The organism is Streptomyces sp. NPDC006283, assembly GCF_040613325.1.
GTDB lineage: Bacteria > Actinomycetota > Actinomycetes > Streptomycetales > Streptomycetaceae > Streptomyces.
The window spans coordinates 80503-106248 of the sequence record NZ_JBEXRZ010000002.1 but is presented as its reverse complement, the minus strand read 5'-3'; the positions used below and the strand labels follow the sequence as shown (position 1 = coordinate 106248).

At 69.4% G+C, this 25746-nt stretch carries 24 protein-coding genes and 5 pseudogenes; 17 read left to right on the top strand and 12 right to left on the bottom strand.

The genetic code is table 11. The annotated features are described in order from the left end of the window. Window positions 1-168: 168 nt before the first annotated feature. Both ABZ070_RS01120 and ABZ070_RS01115 read right to left on the bottom strand, forming a co-directional pair. Complete coding sequence (locus ABZ070_RS01120; RefSeq protein WP_356628524.1) at window positions 169-561, bottom strand: helix-turn-helix domain-containing protein; 393 nt, start codon at window positions 559-561, stop codon at window positions 169-171. A gap of 149 nt (window positions 562-710) precedes the next feature. Further along, window positions 711-2231, bottom strand: coding sequence for an AMP-binding protein (locus ABZ070_RS01115; protein ID WP_356628522.1), 1521 nt, complete (start codon window positions 2229-2231; stop codon window positions 711-713). A gap of 71 nt (window positions 2232-2302) precedes the next feature. Here ABZ070_RS01115 and ABZ070_RS01110 point away from each other — a divergent pair. Beyond that, a pseudogene (locus tag ABZ070_RS01110) lies at window positions 2303-2569 on the top strand (TetR family transcriptional regulator); the annotation flags it as partial. A gap of 37 nt (window positions 2570-2606) precedes the next feature. On the opposite strand, the pseudogene ABZ070_RS01105 reads toward ABZ070_RS01110, so the two are convergent. Next, window positions 2607-3184 (bottom strand): annotated as a pseudogene (locus ABZ070_RS01105) (cation:proton antiporter); the annotation flags it as partial. 317 nt (window positions 3185-3501) lie between these two features. On the opposite strand from ABZ070_RS01105, the gene ABZ070_RS01100 reads away from it, so the two are divergent. Continuing rightward, window positions 3502-4371: a YhjD/YihY/BrkB family envelope integrity protein gene (locus ABZ070_RS01100; RefSeq protein ID WP_356628520.1), complete on the top strand. Its 870-nt coding sequence runs from the start codon at window positions 3502-3504 to the stop codon at window positions 4369-4371. Window positions 4372-5126: 755 nt separating this feature from the next. Here ABZ070_RS01100 and ABZ070_RS01095 read toward each other — a convergent pair. Beyond that, entirely contained in the window at window positions 5127-5588 is a 462-nt protein-coding gene (locus ABZ070_RS01095; RefSeq protein ID WP_356628518.1) for an ester cyclase, read from the bottom strand. Between the two features lie 94 nt (window positions 5589-5682). Here ABZ070_RS01095 and ABZ070_RS01090 point away from each other — a divergent pair, with 94 nt between their 5' ends. After that, on the top strand, window positions 5683-6150 hold the full coding sequence (locus ABZ070_RS01090; protein ID WP_356628516.1) for a MarR family transcriptional regulator: 468 nt from the start codon (window positions 5683-5685) through the stop codon (window positions 6148-6150). 505 nt (window positions 6151-6655) lie between these two features. Here ABZ070_RS01090 and ABZ070_RS01085 read toward each other — a convergent pair. Both ABZ070_RS01085 and ABZ070_RS01080 read right to left on the bottom strand, forming a co-directional pair. Further along, on the bottom strand, window positions 6656-7366 hold the full coding sequence (locus tag ABZ070_RS01085; RefSeq protein ID WP_356628514.1) for a hypothetical protein: 711 nt from the start codon (window positions 7364-7366) through the stop codon (window positions 6656-6658). A 610-nt stretch (window positions 7367-7976) separates the two neighbouring features. Next, a complete protein-coding gene (locus tag ABZ070_RS01080; RefSeq protein WP_356628512.1) occupies window positions 7977-8435 on the bottom strand; it encodes a universal stress protein in 459 nt (152 codons plus the stop codon). 20 nt (window positions 8436-8455) lie between these two features. Between ABZ070_RS01080 and ABZ070_RS01075 the strand changes: the two genes are divergently transcribed. Beyond that, window positions 8456-8674, top strand: a complete 219-nt coding sequence (locus ABZ070_RS01075) for a hypothetical protein (protein ID WP_356628510.1) — start codon at window positions 8456-8458, stop codon at window positions 8672-8674. Window positions 8675-8834: 160 nt separating this feature from the next. Here ABZ070_RS01075 and ABZ070_RS01070 read toward each other — a convergent pair whose 3' ends face one another. After that, complete coding sequence (locus ABZ070_RS01070) at window positions 8835-9881, bottom strand: lactonase family protein (protein ID WP_356628508.1); 1047 nt, start codon at window positions 9879-9881, stop codon at window positions 8835-8837. A 244-nt stretch (window positions 9882-10125) separates the two neighbouring features. Here ABZ070_RS01070 and ABZ070_RS01065 point away from each other — a divergent pair, with 244 nt between their 5' ends. After that, window positions 10126-11133 (top strand): NAD(P)-dependent alcohol dehydrogenase, encoded by a 1008-nt coding sequence (locus ABZ070_RS01065; protein WP_356628506.1) that lies wholly within the window; start codon window positions 10126-10128, stop codon window positions 11131-11133. A gap of 202 nt (window positions 11134-11335) precedes the next feature. On the opposite strand, the gene ABZ070_RS01060 is transcribed toward ABZ070_RS01065, so the two are convergent. The 3 genes from ABZ070_RS01060 to ABZ070_RS01050 form a co-directional block, all read right to left on the bottom strand. Continuing rightward, window positions 11336-11752, bottom strand: coding sequence for a hypothetical protein (locus ABZ070_RS01060; RefSeq protein ID WP_356628504.1), 417 nt, complete (start codon window positions 11750-11752; stop codon window positions 11336-11338). A 416-nt stretch (window positions 11753-12168) separates the two neighbouring features. Continuing rightward, the gene (locus ABZ070_RS01055; protein WP_356628502.1) at window positions 12169-13056 is read right to left on the bottom strand and encodes a universal stress protein; all 888 of its coding nucleotides are present in this window, start codon (window positions 13054-13056) and stop codon (window positions 12169-12171) included. Between the two features lie 252 nt (window positions 13057-13308). Next, a complete protein-coding gene (locus ABZ070_RS01050) occupies window positions 13309-13767 on the bottom strand; it encodes a universal stress protein (protein WP_356628500.1) in 459 nt (152 codons plus the stop codon). 202 nt (window positions 13768-13969) lie between these two features. Between ABZ070_RS01050 and ABZ070_RS01045 the strand changes: the two genes are divergently transcribed. From ABZ070_RS01045 to ABZ070_RS01015, 7 genes and pseudogenes are all read left to right on the top strand, one after another. Further along, window positions 13970-14131, top strand: coding sequence for a hypothetical protein (locus tag ABZ070_RS01045; RefSeq protein ID WP_356628498.1), 162 nt, complete (start codon window positions 13970-13972; stop codon window positions 14129-14131). A gap of 156 nt (window positions 14132-14287) precedes the next feature. After that, entirely contained in the window at window positions 14288-14605 is a 318-nt protein-coding gene (locus ABZ070_RS01040) for a hypothetical protein (RefSeq protein ID WP_356628496.1), read from the top strand. A 474-nt stretch (window positions 14606-15079) separates the two neighbouring features. Continuing rightward, window positions 15080-17083, top strand: a pseudogene (locus tag ABZ070_RS01035) (ABC transporter ATP-binding protein). Next, on the top strand, window positions 17080-17724 hold the full coding sequence (locus ABZ070_RS01030; protein ID WP_356628494.1) for an NUDIX domain-containing protein: 645 nt from the start codon (window positions 17080-17082) through the stop codon (window positions 17722-17724). The pseudogene ABZ070_RS01035 and the gene ABZ070_RS01030 overlap by 4 nt, the downstream one beginning before the upstream one ends. A gap of 58 nt (window positions 17725-17782) precedes the next feature. Then, window positions 17783-18451 carry an NUDIX domain-containing protein gene (locus tag ABZ070_RS01025; RefSeq protein WP_356628492.1) on the top strand — a complete coding sequence of 223 codons (669 nt, stop codon included), beginning with the start codon at window positions 17783-17785 and terminating at the stop codon, window positions 18449-18451. A gap of 546 nt (window positions 18452-18997) precedes the next feature. Beyond that, window positions 18998-19555 carry a DUF3291 domain-containing protein gene (locus tag ABZ070_RS01020; RefSeq protein ID WP_356628490.1) on the top strand — a complete coding sequence of 186 codons (558 nt, stop codon included), beginning with the start codon at window positions 18998-19000 and terminating at the stop codon, window positions 19553-19555. A gap of 69 nt (window positions 19556-19624) precedes the next feature. Continuing rightward, complete coding sequence (locus ABZ070_RS01015; RefSeq protein ID WP_356628488.1) at window positions 19625-20302, top strand: hypothetical protein; 678 nt, start codon at window positions 19625-19627, stop codon at window positions 20300-20302. A gap of 38 nt (window positions 20303-20340) precedes the next feature. On the opposite strand, the gene ABZ070_RS01010 is transcribed toward ABZ070_RS01015, so the two are convergent. After that, window positions 20341-21288 carry a hypothetical protein gene (locus ABZ070_RS01010; protein WP_356628486.1) on the bottom strand — a complete coding sequence of 316 codons (948 nt, stop codon included), beginning with the start codon at window positions 21286-21288 and terminating at the stop codon, window positions 20341-20343. Between the two features lie 91 nt (window positions 21289-21379). Between ABZ070_RS01010 and ABZ070_RS01005 the strand changes: the two genes are divergently transcribed. Genes ABZ070_RS01005 through ABZ070_RS00995 form a run of 3 tightly spaced genes read left to right on the top strand, consistent with a single transcriptional unit; the run spans window position 21380 to window position 23306 of the window. Continuing rightward, on the top strand, window positions 21380-21538 hold the full coding sequence (locus ABZ070_RS01005; RefSeq protein WP_356628484.1) for a hypothetical protein: 159 nt from the start codon (window positions 21380-21382) through the stop codon (window positions 21536-21538). 20 nt (window positions 21539-21558) lie between these two features. Continuing rightward, complete coding sequence (locus tag ABZ070_RS01000; RefSeq protein WP_356628482.1) at window positions 21559-22125, top strand: Chromate resistance protein ChrB; 567 nt, start codon at window positions 21559-21561, stop codon at window positions 22123-22125. 35 nt (window positions 22126-22160) lie between these two features. Then, the gene (locus ABZ070_RS00995) at window positions 22161-23306 is read left to right on the top strand and encodes an MFS transporter (protein ID WP_356628567.1); all 1146 of its coding nucleotides are present in this window, start codon (window positions 22161-22163) and stop codon (window positions 23304-23306) included. Window positions 23307-23942: 636 nt separating this feature from the next. On the opposite strand, the gene ABZ070_RS00990 is transcribed toward ABZ070_RS00995, so the two are convergent. After that, the gene (locus ABZ070_RS00990) at window positions 23943-25007 is read right to left on the bottom strand and encodes a PP2C family protein-serine/threonine phosphatase (RefSeq protein ID WP_356628480.1); all 1065 of its coding nucleotides are present in this window, start codon (window positions 25005-25007) and stop codon (window positions 23943-23945) included. A 168-nt stretch (window positions 25008-25175) separates the two neighbouring features. Here ABZ070_RS00990 and ABZ070_RS00985 point away from each other — a divergent pair. Together ABZ070_RS00985 and ABZ070_RS00980 are read left to right on the top strand one after the other, a co-directional pair. Then, window positions 25176-25307, top strand: a pseudogene (locus ABZ070_RS00985) (IS110 family transposase); the annotation flags it as partial. Between the two features lie 31 nt (window positions 25308-25338). Then, a pseudogene (locus ABZ070_RS00980) lies at window positions 25339-25716 on the top strand (cyclophilin-like fold protein); the annotation flags it as partial. Window positions 25717-25746 lie beyond the last annotated feature (30 nt).

Below are 25746 nucleotides of genomic sequence, written 5' to 3'. Positions count from 1 at the left end.
CCCTTTCCGGAAGGCGTCCCGGGCGGACGTGACGTCGTATGCGACATGCCGCCCACGCAGCGAGCCGCGGTCGTACGGTCCGTCCGGTTGGTGACGAAGTACGGGGGCGGGGCGACAGTGACGGTGATCCGGTGAACAGTCCGCGCGGCGCGGGCGCGAACGGCGCCCTCAGCACGGTCTTCTCGACGGCTCCGCGCCCGCCTCCGCCGCGGCGCCGATCGCCCCGGCGAGGAGCCGGTCGCCCCCGGGCTGCCCGTACGCCTCCATGCGCGCCGTCAGCACGGCCCGCAACTCGGCCCGAAAGTGCCCCATGTCGGGCACGGACAACGGACCGATCCGCAACTCCGCCGCGGCGATGACCAGGTCCTGCTTGGTGGACCAGCGCCGGTACATCGCCGGCTTGCTCACCCCCGCGCGTGCCGCCACGGCGTCCATGGTCAGCGCGCTCATGCCACACTCCGCCACCAGGGCGACGACGGCGTCCAGCACGGCGCGGGTGACCCGTTCCTCGCGCGGCCTGCCCGGCCCCCTGCGCGCCTGCTGGGCCCGCTCCTCCGCCATGCCGCGACTCTACGCGGCTGCGATCACGCGCCCTGATCCGGGAGCCCGCCTCGACGGGGCCGAAAGGAGCGAAAGCAGGACGGAGCGAACCAGGCGAACGAGCGCCCACCGCGGGCCCGGTAGGCAAGACACCGCTGTTCACCACCCGGTCAGGCGGCGAACTCGTCTCGCAGTACGTGCTTGGTGACCTTCCCCGAGGGCGTACGGGGCAGCGCCTGCCGCAGCACCAGCTCACGCGGGATCTTGTAGCGGGCGATCCGCGGCTCCAGCCATTCACGCACACCCGCCAGGTCCAGCTGCGCGTCCTCACGCGGGACCACAACGGCGACCACTGTCTCGCCCCACTGTTCGTGCGGGCGGCCGACGACCGCGACGTCGAGAACGTCGGGGTGGCCGCGCAGCGCGCCCTCGACCTCCTGCGACGCCACGTTCTCCCCGCCCGTGATGATCACGTCCTTGATCCGGTCCACGATCGTGACGAACCCGTCCTCGTCGATCCGGCCCAGGTCGCCGCTGCGGTACCAGTCGCCGGCGAAGACCTCGGCGGTGGCCTCGGCGTTGTCGAGGTATCCGACCATCCGGGTGTCCGAGCGCAGCCAGATCTCACCCGTCTGACCGGCCGCCGCGTCGGTGCCGTCCGGCCGCACGACCCGCAGGTCGACGCCCGGCATCCCGCCGCGCCCGATGGCACCGGCCTTCTCCACCTGCTCCGCCGGCGAGAGAGAGGCGCCCACGGGCCCCATCTCGCTCATCCCGTACACCTGGTGGAAGTTGTCGCTGCCGTACGCCTTCATCAGCCGGCGCGCCGTGTCCGCGTCCAGCGGTCCGGCTCCGTAGATCCAGGAACGCACCGACGAGAGGTCGTACGCGTCGAAGTCCGCAACCGTCTGCACCGGGGCGATGAGAGCGATCGGCGCTCCGAACATCGCCGTGATCCGCTCCTTCTGGACGATCTCCAGCATGGCGCGGGGTTCGTACTCTCGCTGGAGCACCACGGTGCCGCCGAGCAAGAGGGTGCCCATCGTCCAGTTGTTGAGCGGGGACGCGTGCCAGATGGGCATGCACACCAGGAACCGCTCGTCCCGCCGCAGCGGAACGGTGGCCGCGGTGTACGTGGCGGTCAGCGCGATGCCCCGGTGGGTGTGCACGCACCCCTTGGGGGTGCCGGAGGTGCCCGACGTGTACAGGATCTGGGCGATGTCGCTGTCCTCTCCGCCCTCACCGGCCCACTCGTGGGCCGCGTCCACAAGGGCCTCGAACGAATCGGCCGGGAGGTCGGCCGCGGCGGTGTCCGGGTGGCTCACCAGCCAGCGGACGTCGACGCCGGCGGAGGTCGCTCGGACACCGATCTCCTGGTCGACGACCGCGAGCCGGGCGCCGCAGTGGCGCAGTTGGTGCTCGATCTCGGCCGTCTGCAGCTTGTGGTTGACCGGCACCAGTGTGGCGCCGGCGTACCAGGCGCCGAAGGCGGCGAACAGGAAGGCCGGGGTGTTGTACGTCATCACGGCCAGGCGGTCGCCGGGCCGCAGTCCGGCCTCCGTCAGCACGGTTGCGGCGCGGCGAGCCGCGTCCGCGAACTCACGGTAGGTCCAGCGCCGGTCTCCGTGGACCAGAGCTTCTTCGCGGCCGGCCGAGCGAACGACGCTGTCCAGCAGGGCACAGAGATGCACACGTTCTCCAGGGGTTCCGAGCCGGTCGCACCGGCTCGTCGGGAAACTATGAATGATGGTTCACTTCTTTCGTGGCCTACCGCAAGACCCCAGCCGAAATTCGTCGGCTCGAAGCCGCCCGGGAACACCTCGTCGCCCGCGCCACCGAAGTCGTCGCCGAGGTGGGCTGGGCACACGCCACCGTGACGGCGGTCGCCGACGCGGCCGGCTCGGTCTACCAGCACTTCCCGTCCAAGGCGGCGCTCGCCGTCGGGGTGTTCCGGCACGCCGCCGGGGGCGAGGTCGACATCCTCGGCGACGTGCTGCGCGGCCCCGGAACCCCGGTCGAACGACTCGCAATCCCGCCGGTGCCGCTGCGCGATGTTCCACGGACGTCCAGGGCGGCGTCGGTCGCGTGGACCAGAAGACCGCGGCCGTGGTGATCACGCCGAACGCGATCAGCAGAGCCGCGGACTCGGCCGGTTTACGGTGATGACGGGGCGAACTCGCCGGCGGCTCGGAACGCGGACATCGCCGTGCCGAAGCGGCCCCGCAGATCCCCGTTGTCCCGCAGGATCGGCAGCACGGTACCCAGAGCCGTGCTGGTCAGAGCGGTCCCGATGACGAGCGCCTCGTATGCCGCCCCGCCGCTGAGCAGGAAGGCGAGCCCGATGCCGGCGGCGATGGGGACCAGCCAGGCCCACAGCGAACGCCGCAGGGGGCCGGCCGCGCACGGCCGCGAACTCGATCTCGTACCCGGCGAGGAAGATCAGCATGGACAGGCCCAGGTCGGCCAGTGTGTCGATGACTTGGTCGGTGTGCGCCCACCCGAGGACGTGCGGGCCGACGACGATGCCCAGCGCGATCTCGAAGATGACCAGCGGAATGCGAATTCTGCGCGCCGCGCCTCCCGCGAGCAGCGGGGCGAGCACGGCGACGGCCATGATCAGTACGAGCGTGCCGAGATGGGTCATGGGCGTCTCGCCATGGCTCGGGCCGCTGCCCGTGGAAGGCGGAACAGGTGCCGCGTGGAGCGTCGGCCGGATCCGGGTGCACCGTCCGGCGCCCCACTGTGTTCCCTTTCACCGCGCTCTCCCTTTCTGGCGACGCTCGCGGCAGTCCCGGACGCCGCCTGCCACCCTTCCCCGGTCCGCGCGCCGGCACGAGCGGGTGTGCGCTGTCCGTGGGACGTGTGCCGTGCGCGTTCTTCGGTCGGCTCAGCATCGTTGGCTCGCGGCGGGTGCGGGTGTTGACTGGCCTGCGTCGGCGCGGCGTGGGCTCGGGAGGCGGGATGGCGTGGACGGCGCGGCTGCAACATCTGCGCGCCGGAGCCGAACAGCGCTTTCCTGTCCTGACCGAACTGACGGCCCGGCTTCTGTCCGCGAACCTGCTGGACGCCGGGACCAGGCTCGCGGCTCAGGCGTTCCTGGCGTCCGTACCACTGCTGTTCGCCTTCGCCGCGTTCGCACCGCAGAGCGTGCGGGATCAGCTCCTGGAGTCCCTACGCGCCATGTTCGGCCTGAGCGGGGCGTCGGAGCGGGAACTTCAAAAGGTTCTGGGCGACCCGACCATGAAGAGCCTGCGCGAGACGAGTGGCGCCATCAGCGTCGCGCTGGCGCTGATCTCCGCCACCAGTTTCAGCCGCGCGATGGCCAGGGTCTGCCAACGTGCGTGGCAGCTGCCCAAGACGGGGGCACGGATCTCGGCCTGGCGCTGGGTGGTGTGGCTGCTGGCCCTGGTTCTGCTGGTCCTGCTCCAGGACCCGGTCAGAACCGGTTTCGGCGCGGGGCTGTGGCTCGGTGTCCCCGTGTTCTTCGTGGTGAGCACAGGTGTGTGGCTGTGGACCCAGCACCTGCTGCTGGCCGCGCGCATCGCATGGCTGCAGCTTCTTCCCGGCGCGCTGCTGGCCGCGGCCTCCACCAGCGCCCTGGGCCTGACGGCCCGGCTCTACATGCCTGGCGCGCTCAACCGGTCGGTGCAGGAATACGGATCCATGGGGCTGGTCCTGGTCATGCTGTCGTGGCTGATCGTCCTGTGCGCCGCCGTCACCTTCGCCGTGACCATCGGCGCCGTGCTGGCGACGGAGCCCCCACTGCACCGGTACCTCACCCCTGACCCAGCCGACGGCGGCCGGGCACCGGAGACGTCGCAGCCGCGCTGATCGGCCAGGGGTCGTCACCCGTCCTGGTCCACCGGCCGACGGCGCGCTGGAGCCTTGCAGGGGACGGCGATCTTGCTGACCAGCCTCTGCTTGATGATCCAATAGAGAAAGTTGTCGGCGTGCCCGCGCGTGCTGGTGCCGTTGCCGAACCAGGCATCGACGTCATGCTGACTGCACTCGCCAAGGCTCCTTCCGCGGTCAACCAGCCATCGCAGGAACTGGATAGCGACCGTGATGTGCTGCTTGGCAGGCAGGAACGCGTTGGCGGTCGCAGGCCGTTGGCCCGGAGTGGTCTCGTCGCATGCGTCGCATCAGGTGCCGGCGCGTGTAGCGCTCGCCCAAGGACGCCGCCGCGAGGTGCGACGGCTGGCGGCCGGGCGGCGCGGGTGTCGGGCAGCTCGCCCGCCAGGCCCGAGCCCGTGCCGCATTCGCGGGGCTCAGACCTCTTGACGGTCAAGGCGCCCCGGCCACGCCCCTAAGGGAACCGTCGGCCGCCGATCAGCTGGAGGAACCTGACGACTACTCGTCCGGACAACCGCCGACTCCGAGCGCTGCGGCGCGGGCTCGTCGGCGCTTTGGGCGCCTTCCAAGCACCCCACGGTCACGCTGCTCACGAGGTCGGGAAGGCGGACGCCTGGCAGTGCGTCGAGAAGGTCGGCGGCGCGGATGCTTTGCGCCGGCGCTTCGGGGCCGGTGCCAAGAGAGCGGCGCGGAAGGTCACACCGGCTCCTCGCCGGGGCCCGGTCCCGCTGGTATCAGTGGTGGGCGGGGCCGTTGGGGCCGGAGATCGCGCCGAGCTGGGACAGGCCGTCGAGGATGTCGGTGCAGGTCCAGTACTCGACGAACCGGCCGTCCCGAACGCGCAGGATGTCGTTGCCGCTGAAGGAGATCTTCGTGCCGACGGGGGCGGTGGCTTGGGGAATGCCGCCCGTGTAGGTGGCGCTCATGGTCCAGCGGGCGGAAATCAGGTCACCGTCGACGATCGGGCCGAGATCGACGGTGATGGTGATGTCGCCGAAGGCGGCCATGGTCTGCTCGATCTCAGGCAGCAGGCGCTCGGGTCCGGTGACGGCCTCGGAGTCACTGCCGTCGGGACGGGCCTGGTGGACGATGAAGTCGGGGTCGAGGATCTCCTCGGCGTGGCTGAAGTCACCGCGCCACAGTTCGCTCCAGCGACCGTAGAGGGCGCGCAGTTGCTCGGGGGTATGGCTGGTCATGGGTTCTCCCGGGGTCGTGGTAAAAAAGAAACTCGAATCTGCACCACACAACATCTGCGCGGCGCAGATATGAGTAGGACACGAGGACGATTCCATGTCAAACCGAACCCGCGGGGAGCTGGTCGCGGAGGTCACCGCGGCGGCCCAGCGCCACCACGCGGCCTACGTACTGTTCAACCAGGCCATGGCCGAGCACCTCGGCCTGCACCCCACCGACCTGCAGTGCGTGAGCCTGCTCGCCCTGGAGCCCGGCCCCCGTACCACCGGGGAGATCGCGGAACTGACTGGACTCACCTCCGGATCGGCCACCCGCCTGGTCGACCGCCTGCAAAAGGCCGGCCTCGCCGAACGCCATCCAGACACCCACGACCGGCGCAAGATGCTCGTCACCCTCGCGGCCGGCCGCAGCCCCGAGATCGAGGCAGCCTGGGACGCTCCCGGCGAAGCCTTCGGCCGGGCGCTCGACGACTTCACCGACGAAGAGCTCACCGTCATCGAGCGCTACCTGCGACGCACCACAGACGTCGGCACTGAACAGACCGCCCGCCTGCGCGACGGCTGACCCAAGAACAGCCGACCACCTCACCCGCCTCCACGCGCAACGACGGGACGGCTCACGCCCGAGGGCCACCCTTGGGCCGCCGCAGTCCTTCAAAACGTTCGTTCGGCGCCGGCGTTTTTCGGGATCGGACGGGTGAACACCGCGGAGCCGGCGCAGTTGAGGCTGTCGCCGATGAGGCGATCGCGTCCGGGGAGTCTCAGGTCTGCGCCATGTCCACGAATCGGCTGTCGTGCCCTTGGAAGGTGACCGAGATGTTGGCGGTGGGTCCGTTGCGGTGCTTGCCGACGATCAGGTCCGCAGGGAGGGCCGGTACGCAACGATCGGCGCGGCCACCCGCACAGCCAACCTGAGTTCGGCAGGACGTGTCGCCCGCTGCCCGCGGGAAGGGGCTGCGATGCCTCGGAACTCGTTGTCCTCGTCGCGAGTCGGAGAGAAGAACAGATGCAGCTCATGCGCGGTGAGCAGCCGCTTGAACCGAGGGTACGCGGCCCCCTTATGCGTGGCGTTACCGCCAGATCGCCGTGCGCCAGCGGAGGCCGGGGGTGAGGTGTTTCAGGTATCGGACGTCGGTCACCGTGAAGGTGATATCGGCGTACGGGCGTTCCTCGAAGGGACGGGTCATCATCAACTCCCAGCCGTCATCCAGCAACTCCCACTCGTCCATCTCCACACCCTCGTAAGCCTCCTCCTCCGCCGCCAGCTCTTCCTCGGTCAGCGGGTCTCCGTCGTTGAACCGGAGGATCTCCCTGAGCAGCGGCACGTTCCGCAGCGGGCTTACCTCATACGAGGTGACGATCGACGGGGCGTGGTGGACGAGGTCCTCCTTCGGGACATCCAGGGCGAAGTACTCGGAGATCTCGTCGCGTCCGCCGCCGCGCCTCTTCCCGGGCACGTCCTTCGCGTGCTGGCGTGGTTCGAGCAGAGTCTGCCCGTCGTATGACAGGAGGTAGCCGTCCTCATTGATACGTATCTCTCGCCTGCAGTAGATCATCGGCTCCAGTGCGGGGCGTTGCGCGGTGACGAAGGGATCCTCGTCACCAAGTACCGCGGTGCTGGGGGCCTCGTCGTCCTCCGGGAACCAGGTCTCGAAAATCAACGACACGGGGAAGGTCCGGCCCTCGGGGACGAAGAGGGAGTCGGGGTTGATGATGTGGACCCGCCCGCGGCAGGCCATGTCCTCCACCGCGTCGATGGAGATCGTGTAGAGGTCAGTCATAGGGTGAGCTCTCTTCGCGAACGGACTGCTCAAAACGGAAGTGGGTGACAGGAAAGGTGGCCTGGCAAGCAGGCAGGCACTCGATTACCAGCCATCCCCGGCGGCACCCTAACTACACCCACCGACAGGCGCGTTGACCACGCCCACTGACAGGCACGTCGAGGGCCCTCTCCGCGAGCGCCGTCTCCGGCTGCCGCAGTGAGAAGAACGACGGCACGGCCGCGCAGTGACGACCTTCGCCCCTCCTGACCACCTGGCGTGTCCGCACCGGCTGGATCTGGACGGTGCCCTCCACGATGCGTCGTCCGGCAGGGGTGCCGACGATCTCCCACCGCAAGGTGACGATCCCGCGGCAGACCGCAGGAAAACGGATCTTGCCTGTGGTGGTGTCCGGAGGTCGACTGGGGCTCAGTGGCGAAGTGGGGCGAGGACGCCCTCGGCGCCCTGGTGGGCGCAGGATCTCGGTGAGCGCGGGGCCGAGTCGTGTGGCTCCCGGCCCCTTGTCGCAACACCGCTGGCGGAGTACCAGTCCCGAGGATGGCTGTGCCGCTCCCCCGGGATCGCTGTTTCGGCGCGCGTTCGGGAGTCCGCTCAGCTCGTCCATCCGGTGCTAATTGCCGTCGCCACGAACGACAAGGACCGGGCAGGCGGCATGCTGAATGCAGTGCTGGGCCACCGACCCCAGCAGCAACCCTGCAAAGCCCCCGAGGCCTCGGCTGCCGACCACAAGCAGGGACGCGCTGCGGGACGCGTTCAGCAGCACACTGGCCGGGGTGCCGTAACGCACCGCGGTACGTACCTCCACCGGCGGCTGCGGTCCCACGGCTTCCTCTACGGCTTCTGTGAGTTCTTTGCTCGCTTCGGCCTCCAGAGCAGCTTCGTCGCCGCTCGACGGGGGCAGCCAGCCGAGCGCGCCGTGGAACTCTGGAAAGTCCCAAGCAGTCACCGCCTCCACCACACCACGCGTGACCTCCGCCTGACGCACGGCCCAGCGAAGGGCTTGCTTCGATGCGTCCGAACCGTCCACTCCGACCACGATGCGGCCTGTCTCCTCGCGCTGGTCGGCCATGGATCCTCCTCGACTCGACGGTGCCAGACCCCCACGGGGTGCTGCCGTTCGCCGCCGCAGGCTTTGACCTCCAGCATCATGCCGACCGCGCCGTACGCGCAGTTCGGCGGGTCCAGACGGGCACACCTGCAGCGCTGCTGCTGCGGCGCGCGTCCGTTCCGGGCGGCACAGCCTTCACCGAACCCTGCCCCACTCCCTACCGTGCGACGGACGGCGTGGCCGCCCTGCCGCGGTACTGAGACAGACCCGACGCCAGCGCTACAGGGAGCGATACGGCTGCGGGCCGTAGAACGTGTCCCGACTGAGGAACTGAAGGAATCGCTCCGCCTGGGCCCGGCGCAGAACAGCGGTGGACGAGCGGTGGCTGCATCGACCGAACGGCAGCAGGGTGGAGCCGCGTCATGCGAAGGTGACGCTGGACGCTGCCGGCACGGCAAGTGACCCGGTTCGGCGTGGCACCCCTGTCGCATCGATGTCGAACCAGGTCACATCGCCCGAGCGCTCGTTGGCGGCGTACAGGTGGGCGCCCGACGGGTGCAGCGCGAGGTCGCGCGGCCAGCGGCCTCCGCACGGCACCGAGGTGACGACCCGCACCCCCTCACCGGGCTCGTCCACGGAGAGGACTGCGATGGTGTCGGTGCCGCGTACCGCCGCCCAAAGGTGCCTGCCGTCCCTGGAAACAACGGGGGCGGAGGGCTGCACCGGAACGCCGGCGCCATCCGGAAAGAGGGGACATTCTCCGATGGACCGCAGCTCTCCGGTCTCCGGGTTCCAGCGGCATACCACAACGGTGGGCCGGAGTTCCCCCAGCACGTACGCATGGTGCCCGCGCGGGTGGAAGACGAGGTGACGCGGACCTGTGCCCGGCAGCAGACTCATGACGCTGTGGAGGGTGAGCTGTCCGGTGCGCGTGTCCAGGGAGCAGACCCGCACCGAGTCGGTGCCGAGGTCGACGCTCAGCACCCAGCCTCCCGAAGGATCCTGAATCACCTGATGGGCGTGCGGGGCCGACTGGCGTTCCGGGTGCGGCCCGGATCCCTCGTGGTGCAACACGCTGCTCGGCTCAAGGGGAGCGCCGTCGGCGGCCAGCGGCAGCACCGTGACGCTCCCGGATCCGTAGTCCGCCGTCACCAGATGGTCCTGACAGACGGTGAGGTGCGTCGGCTCGGCCGCTCCTGTCGGGACGGGCTCGCCGAGCAACCGCGGTGCCGGCCCCGAGACGTCGAAGCCGGCGACCGCTCCTTCGACCGTTTCGGACACGCAGTAGAGGACCGGGCCCCCTTCCCGGTGCCCGACAGCCAGATACGACGGGTCGGGAACGGTCTCGATGGTGCCTGCCGCGGTCAAGGCTCCTGTGCCCGGATCCACTGCGGCCTGGACGATTCCCCGTCCCCCATTCGATGTAAAGCAACCGATGAAAGCCCTCAGGGCACCCGTGCCGTTCATGGGTCACCACCCTATGGGACGGTCCAACAATCCGGGCGTATGGCCGGGAGGTCGGTTCCCAAGGCGCCGCTTGCGGCCGAGGTAGGTTTCAACGAGTCTGGAGCAGTCGCCGCGCGGGGGACCGACAAGCGGTGACGCAATCCGGTCTACCGATGGCTCCGGGATTTCCCCGACCGGGAAGAGCCGGCAGGAGGAAGAAGCTGTGCGGGCATTTGTCATGAAGGAAATCGGCAGAGTGGCCTTCATGGAGAAGCCGGTGCCCCACGTCGGCTCCCGTGACGCCTTGGTGCGTACGACGAAGGCCCTGATCTGCACCTCCGACTCCCACACAGTGCAGGGCGGCATCGGGCCGCGGGAAGACCTGACGCTGGGGCATGAGGCCGTCGGTGTCGTGGAATCCGTGGGCAGCGACGTCAAGGACTTCCGGCCCGGCGACCGTGTCCTCGTCGGTGCCATTACTCCGGACTGGGGCGATCTGGCTTCCCAGAACGGCTATCCGTCCCAGTCGGGCGGACCGCTCGGGGGATTCAAGTTCGCGAACCTGAAGGACGGCGTATTCGCCGAGCTCTTCCATGTCGGTGACGCCGACGCCAATCTCGCGAAGATCCCCGACGAAATCTCCGACGAAGCGGCCGTCTACTGCGCTGACATGCTTTCAACGGGATTCATGGGCGCCGAGCACGGCAATATTCCGATGGGCGGGACCGTGGCCGTTCTCGCCCAGGGCCCCGTGGGTCTGATGGCGACGGCAGGGGCCAGGCTTCTGGGCGCGGGACTCGTCATCGGTGTCGAGTCCGTGCCGAGCAGGCAGGAACTCGCGCGCTTCTACGGAGCGGACGAGATTGTCGACTTCACCCGCGAGGACGTGGCCGAGCGCGTTCTCGAACTGACCGGCGGGCAGGGGGTGGACACGGCGATCGAGGCGCTGGGCGCGGACGTCACCTTCAAGACCGGAGTCGAGATCACGAAGCCCGGCGGGACGATCTCCAACATCGGCTACTTCGGGTCCGGCGACTACGTCAGCATTCCCCGCGTCGCCTGGGGCGTGGGCATGGCCGACAAGACGATCACCTCCGGGCTCTGCCCCGGCGGACGGCTCCGGATGGAGCGGCTGCTGCGCGTCCTGGAGAAGGGCCGCCTCGACCCCACGCGCATGACGACACACACGTACTCCTTCGACGAGATGGAGCGTGCCTTCGAGGTGTCGGACAAGAAGCTGGAGGACGTCGTCAAGGTGCTGGTGAGCTTCTAGACAGGCGCGCGCGGGCAGGCAGCGCCGCGCCCTGCAGGCGTTCTCGCGGAAAGCGTCCCGGTCGAGGACGTCTGCGCATGCCCCGCACTCCCAGACGCGGATGTGCAGGGGCTTGGGGGCCCTTCTTGACGCCGCACTGCGAGCAGATCTGCGAGGTCGGCCCGATCCGGCCAAGGGGCGCTTCTGGTGTACGCAGCAGTGGTCAGGCGGTCGGCGAGCCGCGGAAGGTGCTGAGTGCCCAGATCGCGGAGACATCGACCGCGATCGAGATGACGGCCCAGAGCGGCGCATAAGGCAGCGCGGCGAAGTTCAGCAGGATGCTGAGTGCTGCGAGGCTGACACCCGCTCCCTGCGCCCAGCCGACGCCCCGGAGGACGCCTCCGCCCGTCACGAGCAGGACGATGCCGAGGACCAGCAGGATCCATCCCCATGCCGTGAGGTTGAACCTGAAGACATAGTCGCCGAGCCGGTCGTAGACGTCGTCCCCGGCGATCCCCGCGGTGCCCTTGAAGACGTTGAGGAGGCCATCGACCTGCAAGATGACACCGGCGAAGACCTGTCGTCCGGCAGTCGAGGCGCTGCCGGCCGAAAAGTCGTGTGCTGTGGGGAATCGTGGCATGAAGGGCTCCTTCAGGTGTGGCGCCACGGGCTCGGCCGTCGACGCCGAGACTGCTCCGGCGCCCCGTGGGGCAACCTGAGCGTGTCCGAACAGACGAGGGTCTCGGCCGACCGGTACGAGGGCCGCCCGTCTGTCCGCCGAAGAGAAGGGAGGCGTCAGAGCAGCCACGGGTGCGCGGGATCTGCGCACTGTCCCGAGACGCACATGGGATCCGTCTCGTGCGACCATCCGCCGTACCGCGCCGTTTCCGGGTCCGGCTTCGGTGCCGGGGCACCCGGGGCCGCGGGTGCTCGAAGGATGAAGCCACGGGCAGATATTCGCTGCGGCGGCGTTCAGCAGCACACCCGCGCGGCCGTGCGTCGCGTATTTCGGTGATGAAGTCGCCTCGGTGCGCATCGGTGTTGTCATGAACTGCGTCACTCATCCATGCTCGTATCCTGCAACCGGGGAACGAGGGCAATCGGGGCGTCCGCGAAGTGGAGTGTCGCGTGCGCGACGTGCCCCACATAACGGCTGCGAGGTTCGGCGCGGCGGCCGACGACAAGCAGCTGAGCCGAAGCGGCCAGGGTCACCAACACCTCCGAAGTCAGCCCCAGTTCGACATGTTCGACGACCGGGACCTGCGGAAAGCGCTGACGCCACGGCGCCAGGAACTCCGCAAGATCATGCCGGTGCATTTCCTCCAGCCCACCGTGCTCGTCCGAGCGGCGCATCAGCCCGGGCTCATACGTGAACAGGCCGGGCAGGTTCCAGGCCCGCGCTGCGCGCAGCGGGGCACCACGCGCGGCGGCGGCCCGGAAGGCGAAGTCCAAGACTGCTTCTGCTTCCTCTTCTCGGGGGACGCCTGCCACGATCTCCCCGTCCCGCGGACGGCTGCCGGCCGTACCGCCGCGGATCATGACCACGGGGCAGGTGGCTCGGCTCAGCACGCGAAGTCCGACCGATCCCAAGAAGAAGCCCGTCACTGGGCCCGGCCTGCGGGAACCGAGCACGATCATCTGCGCGTCCTGGCCGCGCTCGACAAGCAAATCTGCCTCCGGCTGCACCATCAGGTCGGCACTGACCTCGACGTCGTCGAAGTGTTCGCGCACCCACCGCAGGGCGTCATCAAGCAGTTGCCGCGCCGCACGGCGCTCGTGTTCGATGTCGCCGGAGAGCATCCGGGAGTACCCCATGGGCGGAACAAAACCGTGTAGCAGTATCAGCGGTGCCCTGTGCCGTCGTGCCTCCCCAGCCGCCCAGCCTGCTGCGATCAGGCTGTCGGAGGTGCCGTCAACTCCGACAATGATGGGCCGTTGTGCCATGCCGCGTCTCCTTGCATGAGGCTGGTTGCAGTTGGTGGGGTTCCAGGAGAGAAGTCGACGGAGGACTCGACGGCGACGCCGTCACGGCGCTCCGGACGGGCGGCAGAAGTCCGGCGAACACATCACCACTCAGGGCTGGGGAAGGCAGCGGCAGCGCCGACGGGCCTTGAGAAGTGTCGGGGCGGTTCCCCGCTGCGGGTGACGGCCATGCAATCTCTCCACCCAGCCCCCCGCCACTCGGCTGCGCGGTTCTCACTGGCCGTCGCCGCGGATGACGAGGACAGGGCATGCGGCATGCTGAGTGCAGTGCTGGGCCACAGATCCGAGGAGCATCCCTGCGAAGGCACCGCGACCCCGGCTGCCGACCACAAGCAGGGATGCGGTACGTGCCGCGTGCAACAGCACCTCGGCCGGGGTGCCGCGATGCACCTCAACACGTACCTCTACCCGCGGCTGCGATCCCGCGACTTCGTCGACGGTTTCCGTGAGTTCCTTACGTGCCCCGGCCTCCAGATCAGCTTCCGCGCCGCTCGCCGGCGGCAGCCAGGCGCGTGCGCCGTGGGAGTGCGGAACGTCCCAGGCAGTCACCGCCTCCACCACGGCACCGGTGACCTCCGCCTGACGCACCGCCCAGCGAAGCGCTTGCTTCGATGCGTCCGAACCGTCCACTCCGACGACGATGGGACCTGTCTTCTCGCCCTGGTCAGCCATGCGCCCTCCTCGACTCCACAGTGGCGGCCCACCGCGGTATCGGCGGACCGCCTTCACAGGCTGGACCTCCAGCATCGTCCAGCCGCACCGTGTACGCAGTCCGGCGGCTCCAGACGGGAGCGGATCCCGCCGAGCGCAGAACGGCGCTCCAAGGGCAGGTCAGCAGCGCGGTGACGAGACTCCTCTCGGTGAGTCACCTCCCGTGCTGGTCGCCTTCGAGGCCGATGCGGGCGGGCCAAGCCTCGCCTCCGGTCTGGTCGCGGCCGAGCAGCTCGGCATCGTCCGGGGAACCGTCTTCCGGTACTGGCGCGAAAATCTGGCAGTAGGTGAACGTCTGGCCTCATGGGTGAGATTTCCGGTGTGATCGGTCTCCGGCTATGCAACTGCCGCACCGAGGCCGTTTCCTGCGGATCAGAGGCTCCTCCGACGCTGGGCCGCGGCGCCGACGCAGTAGACTCCACGCTCTTGGTTCGGTGCGCTTGGGGGCGATGTGGCAGGTGACGGCAACAGCTCTGGCAGAGTGCGGCGTATCGACTTCGGCGTAACGGTGCTGTTCGGCGCGGTGTATGCCAGCGCGTTGTTCCTCGTAGTGACGGGCTTCTCCGTGGAACCGAGTGGTTGCGGGGGTCGCTTTCATGCTTCGTGCTCGGGCGCGACTTACTGGCGTCTTGGCGTCGGCTTTGGCCTCATCGCGGTGGTGGCGCCTGTGCTGCACAAGGTCGTGCCGAGTGTCCCGTTCGAGCAGGGTGTCGGCCGGAGGACCGCTGTCGCCGCTCTGGTGTTGGGTGCCACGACCGGTATCGCCCTGACCTTGGCGGTTGTTCGCGCGGTGGCCTGAGGCGTGACGGCCTTTCCCCACTGATCGTGTCGAGCAGCAACTTCACGGCCACCGTGTTGCCACGTCGGCGCGGATCGCGCAGGCCACGGGCACGAGATTGTCGTGAATACCGGCATCGGCTCGCGGGACGGGGCAATACCCCGGAGGGGTGGTCCAGCCTGTTCGAGCGACGCAGTTGAGCCCCGAGGCAGGACGCAGCTGACCACGAGCGCCATATAGAACACCCGTCCACGATCTGCCCCGGAACTACCCGTTACGGGTCCATCCGGGGGCCGTTATTGGAGCACCAGTACCCCTCTTGCACCCATCTGGAGGACTCCTGAACCCCAGGCCTGCCCCCGTGCCTCCCTCCGCCGGTATCGAACATCGCCGGCCGGCAGTCCCGTGCTCCACGCTCGTCCTGATCCATGCCCGCGGTGTCTGCCGTGCCTGCGGCGCCCGCCTCGCAACACGACCCGACGCGAGGTGGGTGGCATGAGCGACCCCACGGATGCCGCTACCGCTACCGGCGGCGTACCGGGGCCGCGCACCGCCCCGCTGACTACCCCGCCAGCGGCGGTGCCCGCCGGCCCTCAGGACGACAACCTGACCGACGAGTTGGAGGAGGCGTACTGGTCGGTCCACGACGGCGCCGCCGCCGGCGCCACCGTGCGACAGGTCCTCGTCCGTCTGCCCGAGATCACAGCCCTGATCGGCCGGCTCGCCTGGAAGGCGGACCGGCGCGCCACCCTCTGCATCCTCGTGTGCCAGCTGGCGTCGGCCGCCATGAGCGCCTTCGGGCTGATCGCCGGCGTAGCGGTGCTCCAGCACCTGTTCGCCCAGGGACCCACCCCCGACCGCGTGCGGGCGTCCATCCCGCAACTGCTCCTGGTGGTGGGCCTGCTGGCCGCCCGCGCGCTGCTCGAGGCGGCCGTCGCGGTGGCGCAGGCTCACGTCACACCGAAGATCCGCACCGCCCTGGAGTGCGAGTTCCTCCGTCTCACCGCGCACGCACGGCTCGAGGCGGTCGAGGACGCCGACTGGCACGACGAGGTCCACCGCGCCAACGACCGCGGCCTGTTCTACGCACGGCAGATCGTCGGCCAGGTCGTCTCCCTCGCCTCTGCCGCGCTCGCGCTCGTCGGGACGGCCGGTGTGCTCGGTGTACTCCATCCCGCACTGCTGCCGCTGCTCCTGCTGTCCGTGCTGCCCGTCGGCATCGCCGCCGTGCGCAGCGCCCGAGCGCGGTTCGCGTCCTTCAAGCGGTGGAACGCGCTGCAGCGTCGCGTCCGTGTCTTCTCCTGGCTGATGCTCGACGTGGACGCCGCCGCCGAGCTGCGCTCGGACACCGCGCAAGGTGCACTGCTGGACGAACACCGACGCCTGACCGTGAAAATCGCCGCGGAGGACACCCGGCTGGGCGTGCACTCGGCACTGCTCAACCTCGTGGGACGGGCCGTCGGCGGTCTCGGCAGCGGCATCACGTACGCCGCCCTGGCCGGCATGCTGATCGCCGGATGGCTTCCGCTGGCCGCCGGGGCCAGCGCGGTCCTCGCCATCCAGTCCGGGCAGGCCGCACTCACCCGCCTCGTCGAGGTCGCTCATCTCGTCTACGAGCACGCCCTGTGGGTGGACGACCTCCTCGCCGTGCAGGAGCGCAGCCGCCGGCTCCTGCCGCCGCAGGCGGACTTGGAAGCTCCGTCGACGGTGGGGACGATCACGGTGACCGACGTCCACTTCACCTATCCCGGCAAGGACACGCCGGCCCTCGACGGCATCAACATGACCCTGACGGCCGGGGAGAAGATTGCCTTCGTCGGTCTCAACGGCTCCGGCAAGTCCACCTGTGCCAAGCTCCTGGCCGGACTGTACGAGCCGCAGCAGGGCAGCGTGCGGTGGGACGGCGTCGAGGTGCGCGAGATGAACGCCGAGTCCCTGCACCGTCAGGTCGCGTGTGTGCTGCAGGAGCCGGTGCGCTTTCCGTTCAGCGCCCTGTCGAACGTCACCGCAGCGACCGGCACCCTCACAGAGGCCCACCCCGAGCGCGCCCTGGCCGCCGTGCGCTCCTCCGGTGCCGACAAGGTCATCGCCTCCCTGCCCAACGGCTGATGGACGCTGCTGTCCAAGCGGTTCAAGGGCGGCCAGCAATTGTCCGGGGGCCAGTGGGCGAAGATCGCGGTGGCCCGCGGCCTGTACAAGAACGCCCCGCTGCTGCTCCTCGACGAGCCGACCGCGAGCATGGATCCGCCCTCGGAACACGCCGTCTACGAGGCCGTGCTGCGCGGCCGGCTGCGCGAGGACCAGATCACCGTCCTGATCTCGCACCGGCTCGCCAGCGTCGTCGACTGCGACACGATCTACGTCTTCGACGGCGGGCGCATCACCGAGTGGGGCACCCATGACGACCTGATGGCCCTCGGCGGTGCCTACTCCGCGATGTTCGCCCTGCAGGCCGGTGGCTATCGGCCCCGCAGCGCGGAGCCGGAGGGGGCCACGTGACCATCGCCGCCCGTTCGCCCGCCGCACTCGTCGGCGCCCACGTCCTTTCCACGAGAGGTGACCGCATGCCGCTGTACGCCCGGTTCGACATCCGTGCCCTCGTCGAGAGGTACGCGGGGCGCCACCACGCCGAACGGTCGACGATCGACCTTCCGCACCGGCCGGCCGCCCATGCAGGGCCGCCGAAGCGGATGGTCGAAGTGGGGACGGTACGCAACGTGATCGGCGTCCATCTGTACCTGGAGGACGCCGGGGGCCGGATCCTGCTCGGACGGCGGCACCCGGACTCCGCGTACGCCGGCGGGAGATGGCACTTCCTCGCGGGCCACTGCGAACGCGAGTCGGCGGTCCAGTGCCTGGTCCGGGAGGCACAGGAGGAAGCGGGTCTGACCATTGATCCGGCCGACGCCGAGTACGCGCACACCGTGCACCTCCGCGACAGCCCCGACGACGAGCCCCGCATGCAGGTGGTGTTCCGCGTACGCAACTGGCGGGGCACGCCGCAGGTGCGCGAGCCCGACAAGTGCCTCGGCTGGCAGTGGTGGCGGCCACAGGCCCTGCCCGAACCGATTGTCCCCTATGCGCAGCACGCGATCGAGCAGATCCTTGCCGGCCGGCCGTACTCCGAGGTGGGATGGTGAGCAGTGACCTCCTTGAACACCGGCCCGGCCTGCCCGCCCGGCCGTCCGGGGGTGCTTCGTGAGCGGAACGGCGCGGCACACCGAGCCCCTGGACGTCCATCTGATCCTTCGCAGAGAGAGCCACGCCGGGCCGGAGGTCCTGCTGTCCCGCCGGGCCGGCGCGGTCTACGCCGCCGGCCTGTGGCATCTACCGTCCGGGCACTTGGACGGCCCGCACGAGGACGTCGTCACCGCCTTGGTGCGCGAGGCCCTGGAGGAGACCGGCGTCGTCATCGCCCGGGAGGACGTGCGGGCCGCCGTCACCGTGCACCACCGCGCACCGGGCGGTTCCTCGCGCACCGGCATCTTCTTCGAGGTCCGACGGTGGCAGGGCGAGCCTCGCATCGCAGAGCCGGACCTCTGCGACGCGATGGAATGGGTGCGACTCGATGCTCTGCCCGACGGGATGGTGGCGTACTGCCGTGCCGGACTGGACGCCTACGGGACGGGTGCGCGGCTCGCGGTCCACTTCCAACTGCCCGGCGACGCGATCGCCCACGAACCCGGCGTCGACCGCCTCCGCATCGTGCTCGACGCCCATGCACCGGCACCCGCCGGCGATCCCGATACCGACGTGCATCCGGCCACTCCCCCGCTGCCGAGACGGCAGGGTACGCCCGAGTGGTCCGTTGTGGCTTCAAGTACCTTCCAGGCACACCCCTTTGGGCGGCTCCCTCTGCACCCCTAGTGGTCGGTGTCGTTGACGCGCATCGCCCTGGCCTTGCCGGGGGCGAGGGTGGGGTGGCAGCGGCACCGGACCGGGATGGAGGTCTTCTCGTCCGCGCTGATCACGTACTTGTCATCGCCGAGCTGTTCGCCCTACCAGGTGCGGGCGTACAGGCCCAGCACCCAGGCGGCCTTCAGCCGGAAGCCAGCCGCAGGCGTTGGCGGCACTCGGGGCTATCGGACAGGGGGCGGGGACGGGCATGGCGGGCGAACCGATCGGCCGAAGTGGATCACTGGTGCCCCGCAGTCCGCCCCGCCCGTCACCGCCCCAGCCCCCGCAATGACCGGTGCAAGAGGCCACTTGGACAGCGAAAACGCAACTTCGACATGGCCCCGCAGAGGCAGCTACCTTCACCTGGTCTTCGGCGATCACCCACGGTCGCACAGGAGTTCCTGAAGGCTGAGCCACCCGCGACGGGACGAGTCGGTCAGGCCCCACGAACCCTCGCCCCCATGCGTAAGCCACCGAACCGGGTCCACACCAGACACCCCCAACCAGGAGAGACGCATGCCCCAACTTGCTCTGTACACATTCGGCGTTTTGAAGTCACCTCTCGCCGATCCCGCACCTCGCACGCGCGAGTTCTACGACATTGGTGCGGCCGTCTACCGGAAGATCAGTCAGCACCCCGGGTACCTCGCGCGTGCTGAATCGGCAGACGGTGACCGGGGCGCGCTCTTCGACGCGGACTGGGGTGCATGGGGAGAGTTCGCCGTACCGACGTGGTACGGCAAGGGCCGTACGGTGGAAACCACCGCCCTGGCCGCGACCCTGTCACTCTGGACCGATCTGCGCCCCGCCTTCGACGCCATCTACACCGGTCTGCATCGTGAGGCGCTGAACAGGCGTTACGACTGGTTCGAGAGGACAGGACACCCGAGTTACGTGTTCTGGTGGGTCTCCGACGGCGTGATACCCACCTGGCAGGACGGGGTGTCCAGGCTGGAACACCTCCACGACCACGGCTCCGCGCCGCACGCCTTCACCTTCCACCACTCGTTCGCCCCGGAGGGAACTCCGACCAGGATCAAAGGCATCGGGCCGAAGAGCGACCAGGTTCGCTGACAAGGAAGCTTGAAGGACTGGGTTCGCTGTGAAACGCCTTGGTTCGATGCTGTGCGCGACACTGTCGGGATGGTCACCGATCGGGCCCTCGCGTCATCCGAGGACATGCACGAGTATCTCGTAAACGAACTGAACCTCGCCCTCCGCAGGGTGGGCGTCTACGGGGAACTCGAGACGAGCATGTGGTTCCTGATCGGACATCTCCTCGTCCTGGAGCGCAGGCTCGAGGTGTGGGAGCAGCAGAAGGGCCGCTGGGAGCGACAGGGGGCGTGGAGTTCGACCGGGGTACGGGGTGCGTTCGCCCGCTACTTCCCGTCCGAGCACAGCCTCGGCGCATCGTCCGTCTACGCCGAGTTCGCCCGCAGGGAGGGCTGGCTGAAGCCCGACCGCGTGCTTGACGCGGAAGCGTACTCCGCACTGCGGAACGAAGCCGGCCGGTGGGCCGACTACGACCGGTCGTGGGCGGACGTCACCGCAGCCTTCGGACCCGCGTCGATCCAGATCGGGGGCAACAACCCGCGCTACGGCAAGACTCTCGGCTACGTGACCGGCGATCCTGCCCAGCCGATGGTGGCCTTCCACCTGTGGAATGGCACCGACCCCGGACTCCAGGACTGGCCGAGCCACGAGCAGCCGCTGCTGCTGGCCGTGCGATGTGGCGACGGCGACTTCGCCGACAGCCTCACCTTCACTCCGCAAGGCCAGAACCGCCGTCCCGAGGGTGATGGCTGGGAGCAGTGCAGCTGACGCACGCGGGTATTCGTTCGGCCTTCTCCACCGGATCTTCAGGCAGTACGCCAGACCCAGGCCAGGGCGGCACCAGGGGCGACGCAGGACAGGAAGGCGGTTGGACCGGCCGACTCCCATCCCAGGGCGGTCGGCAGCAGCAGGAGCAGTCCGAGGACGAGGATCCCAAGGGCCGGAAGGTGGACGACGGGTCGAAACCGCCGTACCCGGGGCGTCATGTCCCAGTCGAGGGCGCCCTTCAGGATCGCGGCCGGTGGAACGATCAGGAGGAGTCCGAGGAGGAGGTAGAAGTTGAGGTTGGCCAGGCCCGGCCGTTGGCGGCGGCCGTCGGTCAGCACCGGTGAATCCGGGCGAGGGTCACCCGGCGCGTAGTACAGCTGGATCGTCGTGCCCGCCTTCGGGACGTGCTGGGTGGTCATCGCGCGCTTGGTCACCTCGCGGGGCCCGTTGTCGTAGGGGATCCACAGGATGAGGTCGGTTTGGAAGTACACCGGCTCGTCGGAGTGGTCCTGCCCGCGGACCGGATCCCCGGCGAGCCGGACCACGGTCGCCGGATGCTCCCCCCAGCCGGCTGCGTCCAGCCGAGCGGTCTCCCGTCCGTACTCCGGAGAGACCATGAGCCCCATGGCGAAGCAGGCCAGGGTGGCCAGCGGCACCAGCAACGCGACGAACCACACCAGCGCGCGGCCGCTGTACTCGCCGTCGTCGGCCGAGGTGTCGCGGAAGGGCCTGGTGCTCGCGGGACCACGCCGCGGCCAGTACGACTTCCGCCGAAGGGCCCGGCGCGAAGAGATGATCCAGGCGGCGGCGAAGAGCAAGGCCAGTGCGGCCATCGCCGTCTCGGCGTACAGCGGCGGGTACGGTCCGACGCCCCACAGCACGCACCCGATCGCCCCTGCTGCGCTGAGCACCATGCCCCAGCCGGTGAGAGTGGTCCACACGCTCCGCCCGTGCCGGTACTTGCGTCTGCCTGCCGACCGCTTCATTCCCGCCCCCTGTTCGCATGGTTCGCGCGTGGCAGGATAGATCAACTCGGCTGGAACAGGTGCTGTTCAAGCAGACCGAACCATGCTGTGCATGGCCCCCTCGACCCACCGCTCCTCCATCACCCGGACAGCGTCGACGGACTCGGCCGGGCGGGCGCGAGCCGGCAACGAGATGTTCACGAGCAGGGCGGACGGCGTCGAAGGTGACGTACGCGACGAGCGCGAAGAACGAGCCATCGATCACTTGTAACGCTTGCTACATTCTTGGATGTGACAATCAAGGATGCAGGAACGCGGTGGCTGGTCCTGGTGATCAAGCTGCCTGCCGAGCCGTCACGGCACCGGGTAGCGGTGTGGCGGGAACTGCGCAAAGCCGGCGCCCTCTCGCTGGGCCAGGGGATCTGGGCGGTGCCGGACGTGCCCATCTTCGCCGACGGTGTGCGGCGGGCACTGGAGCTGACCGAGCGGGCCGGGGGTCAGGCAGTGACGTTGGAGGCCTCCGGGCGTGGTCCCGAAGACGCGGTCCGCTTCCAGGCGCTGTTCACCGCCGCCCGGTCGGAGGACTGGACGGAGTTCCTCGCGGACTGCGGCAAGTTCGAGGAGGAGATCGCCAAGGAGATCCGTATCGCCAAGTTCACCCTGGCCGAACTGGAAGAAGAGGAGCAGAGCCTGGAGCGGCTGCGGCGCTGGCATCGGGACCTGACAGCGCGGGACGTGTTCGGCGCGCCGCAGGCCGCCGAGGCGACCGAGCGGCTCAAGCAGTGCGCGTCGGTCTGCGAGGACTACGCCGAGCGGGTCTTCGCCGCACTCCACCAGCACGAGGGGGATGGCGCGTGAGCGTCCAGACAGGCGTCTTGGCCCCGAAGGGGGCGATGTGGCCGCTGTACGCGGCCGGGTTCACCACCGCGTTCGGCGCGCACGGCATCGCCGCCAACCTCGGCGGCTTCTCCGAAGACGCCGTCACCTCGCTCCTTGTCCTCGGCGGGCTGCTCGCCCTCTACGACGGCGCCGAAGTACTGCTCAAGCCCATATTCGGCAGCCTCGCCGACCGCATCGGCGCCCGGCCCGTCCTGCTCGGCGGACTTGTGGCCTTCGCCGCCGCCTCCGCGCTGTACGCCGTCGCGGACAGTCCCGGCTGGCTGTGGGCGGCCCGTCTTGGGCAGGGAGTCGCCGCCTCCGCCTTCTCCCCCTCGGCCTCCGCCCTGGTAGCCCGGTTCAACCCGGCCGCCAAGCACGGTCGCGCGTTCGGGAGTTACGGCTTTTACAAGTCCATCGGCTACACCCTTGGGCCACTGCTCGGCGGCGTCCTGGTCTGGGCCGGCGGGCTGCGACTCCTGTTCGCCGTCATGGCGATCCTGGCTGCGGCCGTGGCCGTCTGGGCTGCCGTTGCCGTACCCGCTGTGCCGCCTCTGCCCCGCAAGCGCCAGACCGTGCTGGATCTGGCCCGGCGGCTCACCGCGCATTCTTTTCTCGTTCCCACCTCCGCCCTGGCCGCCGCGACCGCCGCGCTCTCCGTCGGCGTCGGTTTCCTGCCCGTCTCCGGCGCCACCGCCGGGCTCGGGACCGTCGCCACTGGTACCGCCGTCTCCGTCCTCGCCGCCACCGCAGCCATCGTCCAGCCGTTCGCCGGACGGGCCCTCGACACCGGGCATCTCACCACGCGCACCGGCCTGGCCTCTGGACTCGCGATCACCGCCGTCGGCCTGGGATGCGCGATGCTGCCCGGCCTGCTCGGCATCCTGGCCGGCGCGACCCTGATCGGCACGGGAACCGGGCTGATCACACCCCTCGGCTTCGCCGCGATCGCCGCCACCACACCGCGTGAACGCCTCGGCCAAACGATGGGATCGGCCGAACTGGGCCGCGAACTCGGCGATGCGGGCGGTCCGCTCATCGTCGCCGCGGTCGCCGCCCTGTCCACCCTCACCTACGGCTTCGCGGCGCTCGCCGTCATCCTGGCCATCGGCCCTGTCATCACCCTCGCCACAAACCGTCGCACGGCATCCACGGTGCAGTAGCCACCCGGCCTCTGCGGCACCTCGATGAGAATCCATCCGGGCAACGAGGTGAAGGTCAGCACCGAAACCCTCGCCGCCGGCCGGGCGGACTCGGCAACGACTCCGAACGAGCAGCCAGGCGAGCCGCGCAGCCAGCCGGGATCGCCCGGGACCGGAACCCGCAAGAGTTGGGGCCCTTCGACTGGCAACGCCGCTGCACCGGCCTGCGCGCACTCCTTGAGGACGGAGCCGTCCTGGTGCAGATCCAGCCCGGAGTCACCGCCGGCGGCGATCACATCGGCCGCCGGCTCACCACCCGGCGACGGACTGGACAGGCTCATTCATCTGTCTCGTCGCGCGGCGCCGACCCGGGCGGTGTTCGCCGGGCCACGTGCCAGGACCTGGAATTGGACTGCGTCGGCCTGGACATCCTCCTTGGACGGAGAGCCGCTGCGTTGATCCGGCCCTTGGCCAGCCGCACGGCCGCGCCTCCGGGAATCAAGCCGAGATGTCCGGCCGCACGCCCGTCGCATCAGCGGTCCTGCCGCTGTAGCAGCAGGGGGGAAGGGGCGGGCTGCTGCTCCTGCTCGTGGTATTGGCCGTTCTGAACGGCGGTGACGCACAGGCTGCGAGCACTACTGGTGCCGAGCACTGACATCACGCCTGAGATGGGAGTGAGCGCTCGATCGCGATCATCGCGGCGTCGTCGCCCAGGTGTCCGCCGACGTGGTCGAGCAGGTCACGCCGGAGGCGACGGAGGAATGCATCGGGGTTGCTCTCGGCCCAGCCGGCGATCCGCTCGGTGAGTGGATAGAAGGCGCCGGTGGAGTCCCTGGCTTCCAGGGCCCCGTCCGTGTAGAGCAGCAGTAGGTCCCCCTCTTCGAAGGTGAACGAGTCGACGTGGTAGCGAGGGTGCGCTAGTTCACCGAGGCCCAGCGGAGGCGCGGGCTGGTGGGAATCGATCGTCGTGGGCCGGCCGTTTCGCAGAACAACCGGCGGCGGGTGCCCGCAGTCGATCAGGTCGACCTTGCCGTCATGATCGAAGATGTCCAGAATGACGGCGGTGATGAAGGTTTCTCCGGTCCGGTCCGATTCACCGGGTTCCGTCAGGCCCCAGCACACGCTTCGGTCGAGATAGGTAACCAGTTCCGTCAGAGTCGCTTGGCGGTGGGCGGCGGCGCGGAACGCACCGAGCAGCAGGGCGGCGTCCCCGACGGCGGTCATGCCTTTGCCCCGCACGTCGCCGATGATCAGCCGGGTGCCGGAGCTGGTGCGTGCTGCCGCGTACAGATCACCGCCGATCTGGGCCTCGGCCTCGGCAGCAAGGTAGAGGGAGGCGACTCGCAGCGGTCCGATCTGCTTGGGCAGCGGCCGCAGGACGACACGCTGAGCGGTCTCGGAGACGTATCTCACTTGCGTCAGCTCTCTGGCACGGCGCTCCCGCACCACGCAGAAGATCACGAGGCTCGATCCGACCAGGACCAAGGCCGCGATCTGTGCCTGGTGGTTCGCCGAGAACAACTCGTCCCGCTCGCGCAGCACCGCGATGACCGTCTGAGCCACCACCGCGAGGGCGGCGACCAGCCCCGTCTGCCGGGGGCCGGCGAACGACGCGGTGATCGCCGGGGCCGCGACCAGCAATGGGCCCAGGTGGATGTCGGGCGGCGCAAGAACGTCGACGACGAGAATCGCCACGATCAGCGCGATCGGGAAGGCCATCATCGCGTATCCCGCTCGCGCCGACCGGGGAGGACCTAGGAGGTGCTGTGGCACACCTCCTCTCTACACCTGCCCTGTGCGGCGCGCATGGCCGGACACGGGCAGGCCCCGAGTCCCGGAGTTGCCCGGCCGCCCCGGGCTTCATTTCCAAGGTGCCCCCACCAGCAGGGCAAGCACGGAACGGTTCTCGTGGCGGTCGACCAGCCGGCTTCAGTCGGTGCGCTGTCTCCGGCAGTCGCGAGGGAGACGGGCTGCCCGGCCGCCTGTCCGTCCGGGCCGACGTGGCGGCGGATCGCCGACCTCTCCCGGACAATCGCCGACCTCTCCCGAGCAGGTGCGTGCGCCGGGCAGGTCGTCCTCCCTCCAAGAGGCCGCGGCGAACACGCCGCCCAGCGCACCGAGCGCCCCGTCCGACAGGAGCACGGTGACGAGCATCCGCCTGACGATCGACGGCCGGCACGTCGAGGCAGCCTTGAACGACAGCGCCGCGGCGCGTGACTTCGCCGCTCTGCTGCCGCTCACGCTGGAGCTGAAGGATTTCCACCGGACGGAACGGGTCGGCGACCCGCCGCGCAAGCTCGACACCTCCGGCGCCCCGGAGGCCGTCACGCCCAAGGCCGGTGACCGCGCCCACTACGCGCCCCGGGGCAACCTCGCCTTCTTCTGCCGCGACGGCGAGCACTCCCCGGGCCTGGTCATCCTCGGCCGCCTCACCGACAGCAGCAACCGGCATCGCCTACAT

Excerpts from the sequence above, each read along its gene's own strand:
- ABZ070_RS01050 (WP_356628500.1), bottom strand. The coding sequence starts at position 13,767 with ATGGCTGACCAGGGCGAGAAGACAGGTCCCATCGTCGTCGGAGTGGAC.
- ABZ070_RS01095 (WP_356628518.1), bottom strand. The coding sequence starts at position 5,588 with ATGACCAGCCATACCCCCGAGCAACTGCGCGCCCTCTACGGTCGCTGG.
- ABZ070_RS00990 (WP_356628480.1), bottom strand. The coding sequence starts at position 25,007 with ATGATGGCCTTCCCGATCGCGCTGATCGTGGCGATTCTCGTCGTCGAC.
- ABZ070_RS01080 (WP_356628512.1), bottom strand. The coding sequence starts at position 8,435 with ATGGCCGACCAGCGCGAGGAGACAGGCCGCATCGTGGTCGGAGTGGAC.
- ABZ070_RS01005 (WP_356628484.1), top strand. The coding sequence starts at position 21,380 with ATGGCCCCCTCGACCCACCGCTCCTCCATCACCCGGACAGCGTCGACG.
- ABZ070_RS01100 (WP_356628520.1), top strand. The coding sequence starts at position 3,502 with ATGGCGTGGACGGCGCGGCTGCAACATCTGCGCGCCGGAGCCGAACAG.
- ABZ070_RS01020 (WP_356628490.1), top strand. The coding sequence starts at position 18,998 with ATGCCCCAACTTGCTCTGTACACATTCGGCGTTTTGAAGTCACCTCTC.
- ABZ070_RS01120 (WP_356628524.1), bottom strand. The coding sequence starts at position 561 with ATGGCGGAGGAGCGGGCCCAGCAGGCGCGCAGGGGGCCGGGCAGGCCG.
- ABZ070_RS01055 (WP_356628502.1), bottom strand. The coding sequence starts at position 13,056 with ATGGCACAACGGCCCATCATTGTCGGAGTTGACGGCACCTCCGACAGC.
- ABZ070_RS00995 (WP_356628567.1), top strand. The coding sequence starts at position 22,161 with ATGTGGCCGCTGTACGCGGCCGGGTTCACCACCGCGTTCGGCGCGCAC.
- ABZ070_RS01015 (WP_356628488.1), top strand. The coding sequence starts at position 19,625 with ATGGTCACCGATCGGGCCCTCGCGTCATCCGAGGACATGCACGAGTAT.
- ABZ070_RS01090 (WP_356628516.1), top strand. The coding sequence starts at position 5,683 with ATGTCAAACCGAACCCGCGGGGAGCTGGTCGCGGAGGTCACCGCGGCG.
- ABZ070_RS01010 (WP_356628486.1), bottom strand. The coding sequence starts at position 21,288 with ATGAAGCGGTCGGCAGGCAGACGCAAGTACCGGCACGGGCGGAGCGTG.
- ABZ070_RS01065 (WP_356628506.1), top strand. The coding sequence starts at position 10,126 with ATGGAGAAGCCGGTGCCCCACGTCGGCTCCCGTGACGCCTTGGTGCGT.
- ABZ070_RS01070 (WP_356628508.1), bottom strand. The coding sequence starts at position 9,881 with ATGAACGGCACGGGTGCCCTGAGGGCTTTCATCGGTTGCTTTACATCG.
- ABZ070_RS01085 (WP_356628514.1), bottom strand. The coding sequence starts at position 7,366 with ATGACTGACCTCTACACGATCTCCATCGACGCGGTGGAGGACATGGCC.
- ABZ070_RS01060 (WP_356628504.1), bottom strand. The coding sequence starts at position 11,752 with ATGCCACGATTCCCCACAGCACACGACTTTTCGGCCGGCAGCGCCTCG.